At 66.3% G+C, this 13,363-nt stretch carries 12 protein-coding genes and 1 pseudogene; 9 read left to right on the forward strand and 4 right to left on the reverse strand.

Annotation, left to right across the window (positions count from 1 at the left end; translation table 11 throughout):
- The first annotated feature begins 56 nt into the window (after positions 1 to 56).
- The 4 genes from C6Y44_RS13665 to C6Y44_RS13680 are packed head-to-tail and all read left to right on the forward strand — an operon-like array spanning position 57 to position 3,950.
- Complete coding sequence (locus tag C6Y44_RS13665; RefSeq protein WP_016690778.1) at positions 57 to 851, forward strand: IclR family transcriptional regulator; 795 nt, start codon at positions 57 to 59, stop codon at positions 849 to 851.
- Positions 848 to 1,690, forward strand: coding sequence for an HpcH/HpaI aldolase/citrate lyase family protein (locus C6Y44_RS13670; RefSeq protein ID WP_016690779.1), 843 nt, complete (start codon positions 848 to 850; stop codon positions 1,688 to 1,690). Before C6Y44_RS13665 ends, C6Y44_RS13670 begins: the two co-directional genes overlap by 4 nt.
- The gene (locus tag C6Y44_RS13675; protein WP_016690780.1) at positions 1,687 to 2,523 is read left to right on the forward strand and encodes a cyclase family protein; all 837 of its coding nucleotides are present in this window, start codon (positions 1,687 to 1,689) and stop codon (positions 2,521 to 2,523) included. Before C6Y44_RS13670 ends, C6Y44_RS13675 begins: the two co-directional genes overlap by 4 nt.
- Positions 2,520 to 3,950 (forward strand): MmgE/PrpD family protein, encoded by a 1,431-nt coding sequence (locus C6Y44_RS13680; RefSeq protein WP_159418227.1) that lies wholly within the window; start codon positions 2,520 to 2,522, stop codon positions 3,948 to 3,950. Before C6Y44_RS13675 ends, C6Y44_RS13680 begins: the two co-directional genes overlap by 4 nt.
- 147 nt (positions 3,951 to 4,097) lie before the next feature.
- Here the strand turns inward: C6Y44_RS13680 and C6Y44_RS13685 are convergent, their stop codons facing one another.
- Entirely contained in the window at positions 4,098 to 5,756 is a 1,659-nt protein-coding gene (locus C6Y44_RS13685) for a class I adenylate-forming enzyme family protein (protein ID WP_159418226.1), read from the reverse strand.
- Between the two features lie 8 nt (positions 5,757 to 5,764).
- Entirely contained in the window at positions 5,765 to 6,739 is a 975-nt protein-coding gene (locus C6Y44_RS13690) for a cyclase family protein (protein WP_159418225.1), read from the reverse strand.
- Positions 6,740 to 6,936: 197 nt separating this feature from the next.
- On the opposite strand from C6Y44_RS13690, the gene C6Y44_RS13695 reads away from it, so the two are divergent.
- On the forward strand, positions 6,937 to 7,860 hold the full coding sequence (locus C6Y44_RS13695) for a helix-turn-helix domain-containing protein (protein ID WP_308257004.1): 924 nt from the start codon (positions 6,937 to 6,939) through the stop codon (positions 7,858 to 7,860).
- A 56-nt stretch (positions 7,861 to 7,916) separates the two neighbouring features.
- Complete coding sequence (locus C6Y44_RS13700) at positions 7,917 to 9,170, forward strand: acyl-CoA dehydrogenase family protein (protein ID WP_159418224.1); 1,254 nt, start codon at positions 7,917 to 7,919, stop codon at positions 9,168 to 9,170.
- A gap of 9 nt (positions 9,171 to 9,179) precedes the next feature.
- Here C6Y44_RS13700 and C6Y44_RS13705 read toward each other — a convergent pair whose 3' ends face one another.
- Complete coding sequence (locus C6Y44_RS13705) at positions 9,180 to 9,980, reverse strand: alpha/beta fold hydrolase (protein WP_159418223.1); 801 nt, start codon at positions 9,978 to 9,980, stop codon at positions 9,180 to 9,182.
- Between the two features lie 79 nt (positions 9,981 to 10,059).
- On the opposite strand from C6Y44_RS13705, the gene C6Y44_RS13710 reads away from it, so the two are divergent.
- The 3 genes and pseudogenes from C6Y44_RS13710 to C6Y44_RS13720 all read left to right on the forward strand — a co-directional run bounded on the left by C6Y44_RS13710 (position 10,060) and on the right by C6Y44_RS13720 (position 12,022).
- On the forward strand, positions 10,060 to 10,656 hold the full coding sequence (locus C6Y44_RS13710) for a hypothetical protein (RefSeq protein ID WP_159418222.1): 597 nt from the start codon (positions 10,060 to 10,062) through the stop codon (positions 10,654 to 10,656).
- A 120-nt stretch (positions 10,657 to 10,776) separates the two neighbouring features.
- Positions 10,777 to 11,217, forward strand: a complete 441-nt coding sequence (locus C6Y44_RS13715; RefSeq protein WP_159418221.1) for a VOC family protein — start codon at positions 10,777 to 10,779, stop codon at positions 11,215 to 11,217.
- A 72-nt stretch (positions 11,218 to 11,289) separates the two neighbouring features.
- Positions 11,290 to 12,022 (forward strand): annotated as a pseudogene (locus C6Y44_RS13720) (DJ-1/PfpI family protein).
- Positions 12,023 to 12,035: 13 nt separating this feature from the next.
- On the opposite strand, the gene C6Y44_RS13725 reads toward C6Y44_RS13720, so the two are convergent.
- A complete protein-coding gene (locus tag C6Y44_RS13725; RefSeq protein WP_192378462.1) occupies positions 12,036 to 13,103 on the reverse strand; it encodes a coiled-coil domain-containing protein in 1,068 nt (355 codons plus the stop codon).
- Positions 13,104 to 13,363 lie beyond the last annotated feature (260 nt).

Genomic DNA, 13,363 nt, shown 5'->3' on the forward strand with positions numbered 1-13,363 from the left:
TCCAGCAGACCTGACAAGGTGTTCACCATCCGAACCGACCGGCGAACGGAGCCACAATGGAGTCCTCAACTGGCGGCACCACCTCCGCCGCGCGAGCCGCGGAAGTGCTGCTCGAATTCGGTCGCCGGTCGAGCGCGCTCGGCGTCTCGGAGATCGCCCGCTCCACGGGGATCTCCAAGGCGGTCACTCACCGCATCCTCACGACCTTCGTCGAATGCGGTCTACTGCTCTATGAGCCCTCGACCCGCCGCTACCTGCTCGGTCCCGCCGCTGCCACGCTCGGGGCTCGTGCACTGGATGTGTCTCCGTTGCGTCGTGTCGCCCGCAGTGCCCTGGAAGACCTCCAACGTGCCACCGGTGAGACCGCGACGGTGACCGGCCGGCTGCCGGGCGGACGCGTCTACCTCGACCAGGTCGAGAGCACCCAGGAAATCAAGATGACGGTGGAGTTGGGGCGTCGCTTCGAGCTGTACAGCGGGTCCTCGGGACGCATCATCCTCGCGTACCTGTCGGAGTCCGAGCAGGAGGACGTGCTGTCCCGGCAATTGACGCGCCTGACCGGGAAGACCATCACCGATCCGGCCGCGCTGCGTGCAGTGCTGCAGGAGGCGCGTGAGCGCGGTGTGTGCCGATCGACCGGCGAACGCCAGGAAGGCGCGGCCTCGATCGCCGCGCCCGTTTTCGGTGCAGACGGCACAGTGGTCGGCTCGCTGTCGGTCTGCGGGCCGAGCTACCGCATGACCGACGAAGCATTCGACCGCTACGAGGACGCGCTCGTCGAAGCGGCACAAAGGGTTTCGCGCGCTCTCGGGTACCGTCAGGTTCACGCCCCGGTGGGAGAACCGGTATGACGCCCCGCAGTTGGTTGTACGTTCCGGGGCATCGCGCGGACCGCATCGACAAGGCGCTCGCCAGTGCCGCTGATGCCGTCGTCATCGACCTCGAGGACGCAGTACCCGTCGATGCGAAGAAACGTGCACTCGACAACGCCATCGCGGCCGTGCACAGCGCACCCTCCGACCGCGTGGTCTGGTTGCGGCTCAACGCCATCGGATCGCAGTGGCTCGACGACGAGATCGCCGCGTTGTCGGCCGCCGATCGAACCCCGGCCGGCGTTCGACTGCCGAAGGCCGACGATCCCGATACGGTTGCGGCGACCGCGGATCGGCTCGACTGTCCGGTCCACGCGATCATCGAATCCGCTGCGGGTCTGCTCGCCGCACCGCAGATCGCGCGATGTCACCACCGCGTCACCGGAATCGCGCTCGGTGAAGCCGACCTCGCCGCGGACCTGCGTACCGAACCCGACGGACTGACCTGGGCGCGCGGCTGGATCGTCACAGCCGCACGCGCGGCGGGACTGTCGTCGCCGATCCAGAGTGTCTGGACCGCAGTGAACGACCTGGACGGGCTCGCGGAATCGTCCCGAGCCGGCCGCATCCAAGGATTCTTCGGACGCTCCGTCGTCCACCCGAAGCAGATCGACATTGTCAACGAGGCCTACACGCCCTCGGCCGAAGAACGAGAGCGGGCGCAGCGAATAGTCGACGACGCGTCCGCGTCCTCGGCAGCGGGGGAGTCCGCAGTTCTCGACGAGAACGGCAGATTCATCGACCCGGCGGTCGTTGCGAACGCTCGCGTCGTTCTCGACCGAGCCCAGGCCATCACAGTACGAGGAGCCACATCATGACCGAACAAACCATCGCCGGTCCCGACGCACTGCTGAGTGCGGTCGTCGACACCGACGTCGACATCGTCGAGCTCGGACATCCCCACACGACCGGTATGCCCTGCTCACCGAACCATCCCGGCTTCCGGATGACGCTCATCCGCCGGCACGGCGACATGGTGCGACCCGACGGCGGATCGGCATCGAACGAGATCATCGTGACCGGCGGACACGTCGGCACTCACGTCGACGCGCTCTCCCACGTCAGCCACGAGGGGAAGCTGCACGGTGGTATCGACGCCGAGGAAGCCCAGCGCGGTGGAAAGTTCTCCCAGCTCGGCGCCGAGTCCATTCCCTTCATGCTTCGTCGCGGACTGCTCCTCGACGTCGCCCGGGTCCGCGGCGTCGACTCCCTCGATGCGGGGCAGGCGGTCACCGAGCAGGACCTGCGCGACGCGGCCGACGCCGCCGGTGTGACACCGCGCCGCGGTGATGTCGTGCTGATCCGTACCGGATGGGCCCGGTACTTCGACGATCCGCAGCGCTATCTCGGCCAGCAGGACGGTGTTCCGGGTGCCGATGTCGGTGCGGGCCGGTGGCTCGCGGCGAGCGGCATCGCAGCCGCCGGCGCAGACACGACGGCCTTCGAACACATCCCGGCGGGCAAGGGGCACAGCGTTCTTCCGGTTCACCGAGTACTGCTGGTGGAAAACGGAATCCATATCATCGAGCACCTCAACCTCGAGGATGCCAGTGCCCGCGGCCTGACCGAATTCACGTTCGTCATGGCACCGCTGCGCATCACCGGCGGTACCGGTTCGCCCGTGCGCCCCGTCGCGGTGGTGGCCTCGTGACCAGTACCGAGACTCGACACGACCTGACCGGAACGGTCGTCGGCCGGCTCGCCGCTCTCGCCGCGGACATCCGCACCACGGGACTGCCTGCAGAACTGCGCAAGGACGTCGCGCGCCGGGTACTCGACCTGCTCGGAAACTCCCTCGCGGCGCACGACCAGCCGTCCGCTCGCGCCGTCACCGAGGTGGCACGCAACTGGTCCGGCGCAACCGCGGCCACCGGCATCGGCACCGGAGAACGATTCCCGGCGGCCACTGCCGCGCTGGTCAACGGCACACTCGCCCACTCGATGGACTCCGATGACACCCACCTGCCGTCGGTGCTGCACCCTTCGGCCTCGGTGATCCCGGCGGCGCTCGCTGTGGGTGAAGCCGTGGGAGCCTCCGGTGCAGCCGTTCTCGACGCCGCGGGTGTGGGTATCGAGATCGTGGTTCGCCTCGGTATGGGCGGCTACGACGAGGAACTCGGCAACTCCGAGTTCTTCGAACGTGGCCAGCACGCGACCTCCATCTGCGGTGCCGTCGGTTCGGCTGCCGCCGCAGCGATGCTGTACGGACTCGACGCCGAAGGTATCGCGGATGCCATGGGCATCGCCGCGAGCTTCGGTGCCGGATTGCTCGAAGCGAACCGCACCGGCGGCACGGTCAAGCGGACGCACTGCGGATGGGCGGCGCATTCCGGTGTCACCTCGGCAGAATTCGCTCGGGCCGGACTGACGGGACCGCCGACCGTGATCGAAGGACGCTTCGGGTTCCTGCACGCCTTCTGCGGCGATCGGGCCGACACCGCGAAGGTCCTGGACGGACTGGGCGAGCACTGGGAACTGCCGGGCATCTTCTTCAAGCCCTATCCGTGCAATCACTTCACTCACGCCGGTATCGACGCCGCACGAGCGCTCGTCCGCGACGGCCTGGACCCGGCCGATATCGTGGAGATCCAGCTCGGCGTGCCGAAGCCGGTACTACGCACGATCGCCGAGCCCCCGGCATCGAAGGCTGCTCCCGAATCCGGTTACCACGCGGCCTTCTCGGGCCCGTTCACCGTCGCACGGGCACTGCTCGGTGGCTCGGGACTCGGTGTGGGACATGCCGATTTCACCGACGCTGCCGCGAAGGATCCGCGCACACTCGAACTCGCGCGGCTGGTCACGAGTTACAGCGACGACCGCTGCGACGAGATCTACCCCCACCAGTTCCCGGCGGTTCTCCGGGTACGTACCCGGGACGGTTCCTGGCACGAAGCTCGCGTCGACCACAACCGAGGTGGTCCGGCGAACCCGCTCTCCGACGACGAACTCACGATGAAGTTCGATCTCAACGTCGAAGGACGGTTGTCGCCGGAGAGTGCCGTAGAGGTCGCGGGAACCGCGCTCGCACTTCCTGCTGCCGAGTCACTCGATGCCCTGATGGCGACCGTGCGCGGTTGATCCGCGCAATGTGCGGGTCGTGATGGTGTGCCGTCCGGTCGCAAGCGAGAAGGCGGGTCTTCTCCGGTAGCTCTGTACCGAAGAAGACCCGCCTTCGTCGCAGCGCCTACGGAATGCGCATGCGGGCGAGGAACTCTGCGACCATCGTCAGGACGGTGTCGTCGTTCGTAGCTCGCGGCGCAGCAGTTTGCCCGTCGCCGTCTTGGGAATGTCGGAGATGATCTCGACGAAGCGTGGGCACTTGTAGGCCGCCAGTCGCTTCTTCGTGAATGCGATCAGCTCATCGGGCGTGACCGTGGCTCCGGGGCGGAGGCTGACGAAAGCTTTGACAGTCTCCCCGCGGTACTCGTCGGGTACACCCACCACCGCTGCTTCGCGAACGGCGTCGTGTTCGTAGAGCACGTCCTCGACCTCGCGAGGCCAGACCTTGTAGCCACTGGCGTTGATCTGGTCCTTCTTGCGGTCGATGATGTAGAACCAGCCGTCGCTGTCCATGTAGCCGACGTCGCCGGTGTGCAGCACGCCGTTCGGGATCGAGTTCGCCGTGGCCTCGGGCTTGTTCCAGTACCCGGCCACCACCTGCGGTCCGGCCGTCACGAGTTCCCCGACCTCGCCCGGGGGAAGGTCGTTGCCGTTGTCGTCGACGATCCGCACGATGGTGTCGTAGACCGGCACGCCCACGGAGGTCGCTCCGGTCAGCTCGTCGACCGGAGCCCGCCTGCCGAGTGGCACCCCGTGCGACGGGGAGGTCGTCTCGGTGAGGCCGTAGATGTTGTGGATGTAGTGGCCGAGTCCCTCCTCGAACGCCGCGATGGTGCTCGGTGGAATCGGTGCCCCACCCGAATAGATCTTGGTCAGGCTCGCCAGGGCCTCCTTGCTCGCGTTCGGGGCGTTCATCAACGCGATGAACACCGTGATCGACCCGACCGTGAACGTGGCGTGTTGCTTCTCGATCGTCTCGATGGTGTCGGCCGGATCCATGCGGTACATCAGCACCAGCGGTGCGCCGGTCAGCAGCGACAGGGCGATGTGGCCGACGAGTCCGGTGATATGGAACAGCGGTGCGACGCCGAGGATGACGTCGTCGGGACCGATGTCGATCCAGTCCCGGTAGGTCTGCGCATTGAACGCCACGTTGCGGTGGGTGGTCATCGCGCCCTTCGGCGGACCGGTGGTCCCGGAGGTGTACGTCAGGAAAGCGACCGTGCCGGGGCCGATCTCGGCAGGAGGGACGGTCCGGCCCCGGAAGGCCGCGAGCATCTCCGCCATGTCCGTGGTGCCCGCGCACGAGATGCGTTCGACGCCGGCGAGGGTGCCGCTGTTGGCACTCTGGTACTCCAGTTCCGACGTCGTGATCACGGTGCGCACGTCGGTCGACTCGACGACCTTCGCTGCCACCTCGGTGTAGAGGGATTGCAGCGCCACGAGGACCGTGGCCCCGGAGTCGCGCAGGATCTCCTCGAGTTCGCGTTCGCGGTACATCGGATTGGCGGACACGGCGATGCCGCCGGCCTTCCACGTTCCGAGTTGGGCGATGACGAACTGGGGCACGTTCTGTGCATAGATCGCGACCCGCTCACCCGGCCGGAACCCGGCGTCGAGGATTCCGGCGGCGAACGCGTCGCTCAGTTCGTCGAGTTCGCCTGCGGTGATCCGGCCGTCGAAGTAGCGGATGATGTCGGCGTCCGGATCGCGTTCGACGGTCGCCCGGAACATCGCCAGGGCGTCGTCGAATTCGATCGTGCGTGGTTGCCGCTGCGCAGCGTCGTACTGCGACAACCACACCTTGTCGTCGTAGATGGTCATGGTTCGCCTCAGCGGATGACGATGGGATTCACCGGGGCGCCGGTGCCGTTGACGATCTTCAGCGGGGCGGCGGTGTAGAGGAAACTCCAGCGGCCGTCCGCGGCGCAGGCGTCGGCGAGGTCGTCGAGCCAGGCGATCTCCGTCAGCGTGACACCGAGATTGCGCATCAGGGCGCAGTGCAGTGGCAGCGCGACGCCGCTCTGCGGGTCGTAGGTCACCTCGTTGGCGATCGTGTCGGTCACCAGGTTCGGAATCTCCTTGTCCTGGAACCACTCGACGAGCTCGGGCGAATAGGTGAGGCCGGGCTCGCAGAATCCGTCGTAGAACTGTTCGGGGTTGTTCAGCTCGTACCAGTACTTGAGCCACCCGGTGCGGATGATCAGGATGTCGTGCGGCTCGATGGTCACGCCTTGGGCGGTCGCAGCTTCCTCGAGATCGCGGTGGTCGAACGTTTCACCCTTGTCGAGATAGGGCTTCCCGCGATGGCGGGCCATGTCGATGAGGACGCCGCGGCCGACGATGCCCTTCTCTGCGATCGGGAGGACGGAGGCCTTGTCCATTCCTCCGACGGTGCTGCGGGCGTCGTATCCGTTCCAGAGTTTGCCGTCGTACCAGACGTGTCCGAGCGCGTCGTACTGGGTCGATCCCTGGAGAAAGACCAAGGCGGTGTCGTCGGCGTAGTGCAGGCCACCCGGGAAGGCCGGCGCCCCGTCGCCGTCCCAGGAACTCTCGTCGAGCACGTTCTGCCGCTTGATCCCCTCACGACCCGGCCACAGCGGGTCGCCGGGGCTCTCGGCGCGTCCCATGTGGATCTGGAGCGTGAAGGTCTCGCCCGACTTGACGTGCTGGACGCCGCGCAGAACCTCCCCTGCGTCGAGGTAGTTCAGTGCACCCAGCTCGTCGTCGGGTCCCCACTTGCCCCAATTGCTCGGCGCGTTCTCTCCGAGCAGTTCGCGCATTGCGGGAGCGTCGACCTCGGTCATGTTGTCCTCCATCGGGTAAACAGCGGGAGCGAGCACACGCTCGGTGCCGACTATGGTGCACGTCACACCTGTCGACGTCAACGATTCGATATTTTCGCGAAAATCCCTGCGAGACAGCCGTGCAAGTGGATACGCTGCCCGGAACGGTCGCGGGCCGGATGGTCAGTGTTCAGCTATTCTAAACACAGGAGTTGTCGGTGAGTGCGGTTTCGGTCGACAGGTCGGCGTCGGTCGGGGCCGGTTTGCGCCAGGTACGGATCGCGCGCGGCATGACGCTGCGGGGCCTGGCCCAGCGCATCGAGGTCAGCCCGGCCACGCTGAGTCAGATCGAGAACGACAAGACCGGACTGACCGTCGATCGCTTGAATCGCATCGCCGACGTACTCGGGGTGAGGCCGGCGGACATCCTCGAAGCCGGTCGGGGGGCACTCGCGGCACCAGTAGTGGAACCCGAAACCCTCGTTGCGGCCCGGCCAGACCCCCTCGGACAGACCGAGGCTCGCCGGCAGTGGCGTGAGTACGAGCCGTTGCCGCTCACGCCCGTGGTCCAGGCCGCGCTCGAGGAGATTCTCGCCGTGGGTTACCACGGCACGAGCATGCGCGAGATCTCCAAGCGCTGCGGCCTGTCGGTTCCCGGCATCTACAACTACTTCACCAGCAAGCAGGACATCCTGATGTCGATCTATCAGGTGACGATGGGCGATCTGGAGCAGCGCACGCGCGGCGCACTCGCCGAGGGCGCCGGCCGAGATCCCGTCACGGTCTTCACGTTGCTGGTCGAGAACCTGGCGCTGTACCACACGCACCGGCGCGAACTCGGCTTCATCGGTGCCAGTGAGATGCGTTCTCTCACAACGGAGAACCGACGGATCATCGCCAGCAAGAGGAACTGGCAGCAAGCGGTCGTCGACGAGAAGGTGTTGGCCGCTGTGCGCGCCGGATCGTTCCGGGTCCGGAACCCCGAGGACGCCGCTCGCGCCGTGGTTTCGATGTGTACCGCTCTCCCCACCTGGTGGCGACCGGGCGGGCGGATGAGTCCGGAGGAAGTCGCGAACCTCTACGTGGAGTACGCCCTCGATCTCATGCAGTACCGAGGCGCAGACCTCGACCGCGGTCCTTGACCGAACCTCGACCTCATTCCACGACGTCCCGACCGAACCTTCGAGGGAGAAACCGTATGACCGACGTAGCGAACAGCATGCTCACCGCGCAGACGAACACCGGATCACTGGATCTTCGACCGTCTCCCAGAGCGCTCGAACTCGAACAGGCGCTGGTGGAGTTCATGCACAACCACGTGTTCCCCGCCGAACACGAATACGAGGCCTACCGCCACAACGTCGGCCCCGACGACCACACCGTCCCGCCCGTCATCGAGACCCTCAAGCAGGAGGCCCGCAAGCGCGGTCTGTGGAATCTGTTCCTGCCCTCCGAATCCGGTATCGGGCAGCTCGACTACGCCGGGCTCGCCGAGATCACCGGTTGGAGCCTGCATCTCGCACCGGAAGCCACCAACGGGCAGGCTCCCGATACCGGCAACATGGAACTGCTCCACCTGTTCGGCACCGATGATCAGAAGAAGCGGTGGCTCGATCCTCTGCTGAACGGGGAGATCCGGTCCGCCTTCTCGATGACCGAGATCGCCGTGGCCAGCTCCGACGCCACCAACATCGAGACCAGGATCGAGCGCGACGGCGACAGCTACATCATCAACGGTCGCAAGTGGTGGACCAGCGGCGCCGCGGATCCTCGCTGCAAGTTGCTGATCGTCATGGGCAAGACCGACCCCGCCGCCGACACCCACCGTCAGCAGTCCATGATCCTGGTGCCGATCGACACTCCGGGTGTCACGATCGTCCGCGACCTGCCGGTGTTCGGACGACACGACCAGCACGGTCACTGCGAAGTCGTCTACGACGACGTCCGCGTGCCCGCCGAGAACCTCCTCGGGGAGGAAGGTGGTGGATTTGCCATGGCGCAGGCACGTCTCGGCCCCGGCCGCATCCACCACTGCATGCGCGCACTCGGTGCCGCCGAACGGGCCCTGGCGCTGATGACCACGCGCGCGCAAGGGCGTGTCGCCTTCGGCAAGACACTGGCCGAGCAGGGTGTCGTGCAGCATCAGATCGCCGAATCGCGCGTCGCGATCGAACAGGCCCGGCTGCTGTGTCGTCTTGCGGCCAAGACCATCGACGAACACGGGAACAAGGCCGCCGCCCCGTACGTGTCCGCCGCGAAGGTCGCAGTGCCGCGCATGACCCTCGAGGTGATCGACCGGGCGATCCAGGTGCACGGAGGTGCGGGTATGAGCGACGACGTACCCTTGGCTGCGATGTACGGCTGGCACCGAGCCATGCGCATCTACGACGGGCCCGACGAAGTACACCTGCGCACGATCGCCAAGAACGAACTACGCAAGTACCCGAAGTGACCGCGCTCCTCATGCGAGGGATGACTCGACCGAACGTAGGAAACGCCGCAGCTCGCGGGTGACGTCGTTCGGGGCCTCGACCGTGCTGACGTGACCGGGTCCGGTCAGAACGACAAGTTCCGACCCGGGCACTGCGCGGTGGATGTCCTCACCGAGGGAGACGGGAGCGCGTACATCGTGGCTGGAGTACAGCAGGAGCGTCGGAACATCGATCTCGGCCAGCACATGCCGCTGGTCGGCGTAGCTGGCGCGCGCCATCGCCCGGAAGCCGTCGGGATGGAACGCGCGGACGCTGTCGAGGAACGGCGCCACGAGTCGACTGTCTGCGGAGTCGGAGAACATCGACGGCGCCATCGTGGCAACGAACTCGTCGGGATGCAACCGTGATGCCTCCAGCGATCGGGTCAGCCTCTGCTCCGAGTCCTCGACGCCGAGCGATCCGAGCCATCCGGCATATCCGCTCACCAGGGTGAGCGACGAGATGAGCCTGCGGTGCCGGTGGAACACCGCGAGCGCCAGAGCCGCACCGAACGAGAGCCCGACGAGGTGTGCTCGCTCGATCCGCAATGCCCGGAGGAGTTCTGCCAGGCAATCGGCGTAGGCGTTCATGTCGAAGCCGGCCGGAGGTTCGGATGACCCACCTGCTCCGGGTGCGTCCCAGGCGATCACGGTGTACTCGCTCGAGAGGGCTTCGATCTGGTGACCCCACGTCGAGCGGGCATCACCGACGAAGCCGTGCGCCAGGACGACGGCAGGCCCGGTCCCGGTGCGTTCGAAAGCGATGTCGAGCCCACACACGTCGACGTGCACGGTCCGATCGTAGGCCTGGCACCGTAGGCCGATCACGACCGTGCGTCGGACTTTCTCTCCACTCACATACTGTCTGCCTATGGCCACCGGTTTCGATTTCTCCTGGGCTCAATTCCTGTGGATCGTGCTCATCCTCGTGGGCGTGCCGACCCTGATCGGCGTGAGCATGGTGTGGGTTGCCTGGCAGCGGGAGCGTGCCGGTGGCCGGAGTCCGTCGAGCGACTACGAGCAGACCGGTGATCGACCCGTGGGTCTCGGCCGGCGCGGCCTGTGGGCGACCGGTGCAACCGCATTCACACTCGGATTCTTGTCCTGCGCGGGATGGTTGAGTTGGTCGGCCGAGTACGACGGCGAGTTCCGAGGCCCCGGCCTGCCCGCACCGAACGAGTTCCCCACCTGGCAGGTGATCGCCTGCGGAGTGACCGTCGTGCTGGCATGCTTCCTTTCCGCTCGTCGATCCCGCTGGGTGGTGAGCGGCGGACTGGCCGCCGCAATCGGCACGGCGGCAGGGTTCACCACCGCATTCAGCGTGGTTGCCAGTACCGACGAAACCGGTCAGGCGGGAGTGGGTGTGATGCTGTCGGAGATCGGATGGGGCACCGGGCTGTGCCTGCTGATGCTTGTCAGGGCTGCTCGGATCAGAGGGGTGCGTCGCAGAGCGGTGGGCGCGTCGTAGCTCATCGATGCGGTGGTGGGGAACGATCCGGTGTCCCGGCGAGTCCGCGGAATGTCGAGATCCGAGCACCGGCTCCGTCCCAGAGGTAAACGGACGAGACGATATCGAAGGATGGATCCCATGGCACACGTACGGCGTTTCGATCATGTCGGCCTGACCGTCTCCGACCTCGACGTCGCGACGGCGTTCTTCGTCGGCCTCGGCTTCGAGGTCGAAGGCACCGGCTCTGTGCAGGGCGACTTTCCCGCGACCGTCTGCGGCCTTCCCGGCACGCACTGCGACATCGTGATGCTCCGCCCCCCGGACGGAGGAGCCCGGCTCGAACTCTCGAGGTTCATCACACCCGACCACTTTCCCGGCTCGCCGACGGCGATGCCCAACGAGCTCGGGATCCGCAATGTGTCCTTCGAGGTCGGCGACCTCCACGCTGCCGTCGATGCTGTCGCCGAGCAGGGATACGGCCTCGTCGGGGGCATCGGTGAGTACGAGAACAGTGTGCGAATGGCCTACGTACGGGGACCCGACGGGATTATCGTGTCGCTGTTCGAACAGCTCGGTTGACGCTGGTCCCCACCGCGGAGATCGGCACCGAAAGTCTGAGTACATGCGTGCGCAGACTGCTAGGGTGCCGGGGTGCAGATCGCCATCGTCGTCTTCCCGGGTCTGACCGCACTGGATGTCGTCGGACCGTACGAAGTGCTCCGATATCTCCCCGACGCGGACGTGCGCTTCGTCTGGCACGAGACCGGACCGGTCGTCACCGACAGCGAAATGCTCGCCCTCGGCGCGACACACACTTTGGACGAGACACCGTCCCCGGACATCGTGCTCGTACCCGGATCGGGGACAGCCATCGCCGTCGCCGCCGAGGACAAGCGTCTCCGCGAATGGCTGCGCAGCGCACACCGGACATCGACGTGGACCGTCTCCGTCTGCGGCGGGGCGCTGGTTCTCGCCGCGGCAGGACTTCTCGAGGGCCGGCGCGCGGCGTCGCACTGGCAGGCGCTGACGCCGCTGCGTGCGTTCGGTGCCGTGCCGTGCGGTGACGAACGGGTGGTCTTCGACGGCAAACTCGCCACCTGCGCCGGCGTCTCCGCCGGTATCGACCTGGCACTGTCGCTCGCGGCCCGGATCGCGGGGGGAGGAACGCGCGAAGGCGATCCAGCTGATGATCGAGTACGACCCCGACCCGCCGTTCGACAGCGGTCACACCAGTTCCGCGTCGCGGCATACGAAAGTGCTGGCCAACGCACTTATCACCCGCGACGCCGTTGGCGTTTCCCATATGACTGCGGCAAGTCGCTTGGCGTGGTCGACGGTGATCGACAGAGTGCGCGCTCGCCGATCGCGGACACGCGCTCGATGATCGGCCGACCTGTTCAGCTCGTCCCGGCCGTTCTCGCTGCATCCAGTTCGGCACGGAGAGAAGTCGCTTCGGCCTTCAGCGTCAGATTCTCCGTCTGAAATGTCTTCGTCTCGTCGCGCAGGGCAGTGATCTCGTCGCGCAGTGCCGACAGTTCGGTCCGCAGTTCGTCGCCACGCGCCCGTGCTGCGGTCTCGGCCGCCTGGGCCGTCGCGGCGGTGATGCGCGATTCCTCGAGTCGGCTCCGTAGCTCGGAGGTGCGGTCGCGCTCGGTGGTGAGCTCGGTATCGAGGCGCTCGCGGGTCGCGACTTCCCGGTCGAGCGCGGCCTGCACGCGCGCGATCTCGGCTCGCAGATCGGTGATCTCGACGGTCGCGCGCTCACGCTGCGCTGCCGCGTCGTCGAGTTCGCGTCGCTGTGAGGTGAGGGACTCGTCCTGCTGGACAATCGTCGCGCGCAGGTCGCCGACGGTCCGTGTGTGCTCGGCGGTTGCAGCCTCGAACTCGTCCTTCCATCGCTGCAGCGTTGCGGCGTGCTCGTCCTTCAGCCGAGTCAGCTCGGCGTGATGTGCCTCTTCGAGTCGGCGCACCTGTTCGGTGTGTGCGGTACGAGCGTCGGCGAGTTCGGCGTCGACGGCGGCCACTGCGGCGTCGGCGTTGTCGCGGTCCTCGAGTGCCTGGGCGAGTTGTTCGCGTAGCCGCACGATCTTCGCGTCGGCGTCGGCTTTGACTTTCGCGAGTTCCGCGGCGGACCGCGTCATCTGCGCCTCGAGAGCCTCGGCGTCGGTGAGCTTGTCGACCGCGGTGGTGATCCGCTCGGCGATCGCGGAGTACTGCTCGACGGTGTTGGTGGCCAGGGCGCGTAGTGCGGTGGTGGCGGCCGTGAGCGCGGAGACCGCATCGTCCGGGCTCTCGACGACCGATGGGGCCATGCCGGCTGCTTCCTTCTTGGCGCGCTCGCGTTCGCGATAGGCGCGCACACGGTCGGCTGCGGTGGCGTACTTCCGGGGGCGTCCCACCCGAGGCTTGCTCGAGTCGTCCTCGTCGGTGGTCGCTTCGGGGGTGGGGGAGTGTGCGTCGGTCATGGATGTCCTCGTCGTGGCGCGTCGAAACCGTAGGTGGGAGGTATCGTATCGCATTTAGTTACGTAATTAGAGAATGGGTATATAATGAAACGAAACGATATGAAACGCCTTGAACTGGGAAATCACCGTAGGGTTGTTGGTTTCGTAACGAAGAACGCGGTCGAAACCACTAGATTGTGTCCGCGATCGAGTGTGAGCACTGATCGTCATAATCCCCACTTATGACGATCAAACGCGCGCGAGGATCGGAAACTGTGCAC

The sequence above is a fragment of the Rhodococcus rhodochrous genome (genome assembly GCF_014854695.1).
Taxonomy (GTDB): Bacteria; Actinomycetota; Actinomycetes; order Mycobacteriales; family Mycobacteriaceae; genus Rhodococcus.

Bases quoted from the DNA above. Each gene is read 5' to 3' on its own strand.
- C6Y44_RS13675 (WP_016690780.1), top strand. From the start codon at position 1,687: ATGACCGAACAAACCATCGCCGGTCCCGACGCACTGCTGAGTGCGGTC.
- C6Y44_RS13715 (WP_159418221.1), top strand. From the start codon at position 10,777: ATGGCACACGTACGGCGTTTCGATCATGTCGGCCTGACCGTCTCCGAC.
- C6Y44_RS13710 (WP_159418222.1), top strand. From the start codon at position 10,060: ATGGCCACCGGTTTCGATTTCTCCTGGGCTCAATTCCTGTGGATCGTG.
- C6Y44_RS13700 (WP_159418224.1), top strand. From the start codon at position 7,917: ATGACCGACGTAGCGAACAGCATGCTCACCGCGCAGACGAACACCGGA.
- C6Y44_RS13690 (WP_159418225.1), bottom strand. From the start codon at position 6,739: ATGACCGAGGTCGACGCTCCCGCAATGCGCGAACTGCTCGGAGAGAAC.
- C6Y44_RS13685 (WP_159418226.1), bottom strand. From the start codon at position 5,756: ATGACCATCTACGACGACAAGGTGTGGTTGTCGCAGTACGACGCTGCG.
- C6Y44_RS13670 (WP_016690779.1), top strand. From the start codon at position 848: ATGACGCCCCGCAGTTGGTTGTACGTTCCGGGGCATCGCGCGGACCGC.
- C6Y44_RS13725 (WP_192378462.1), bottom strand. From the start codon at position 13,103: ATGACCGACGCACACTCCCCCACCCCCGAAGCGACCACCGACGAGGAC.
- C6Y44_RS13665 (WP_016690778.1), top strand. From the start codon at position 57: ATGGAGTCCTCAACTGGCGGCACCACCTCCGCCGCGCGAGCCGCGGAA.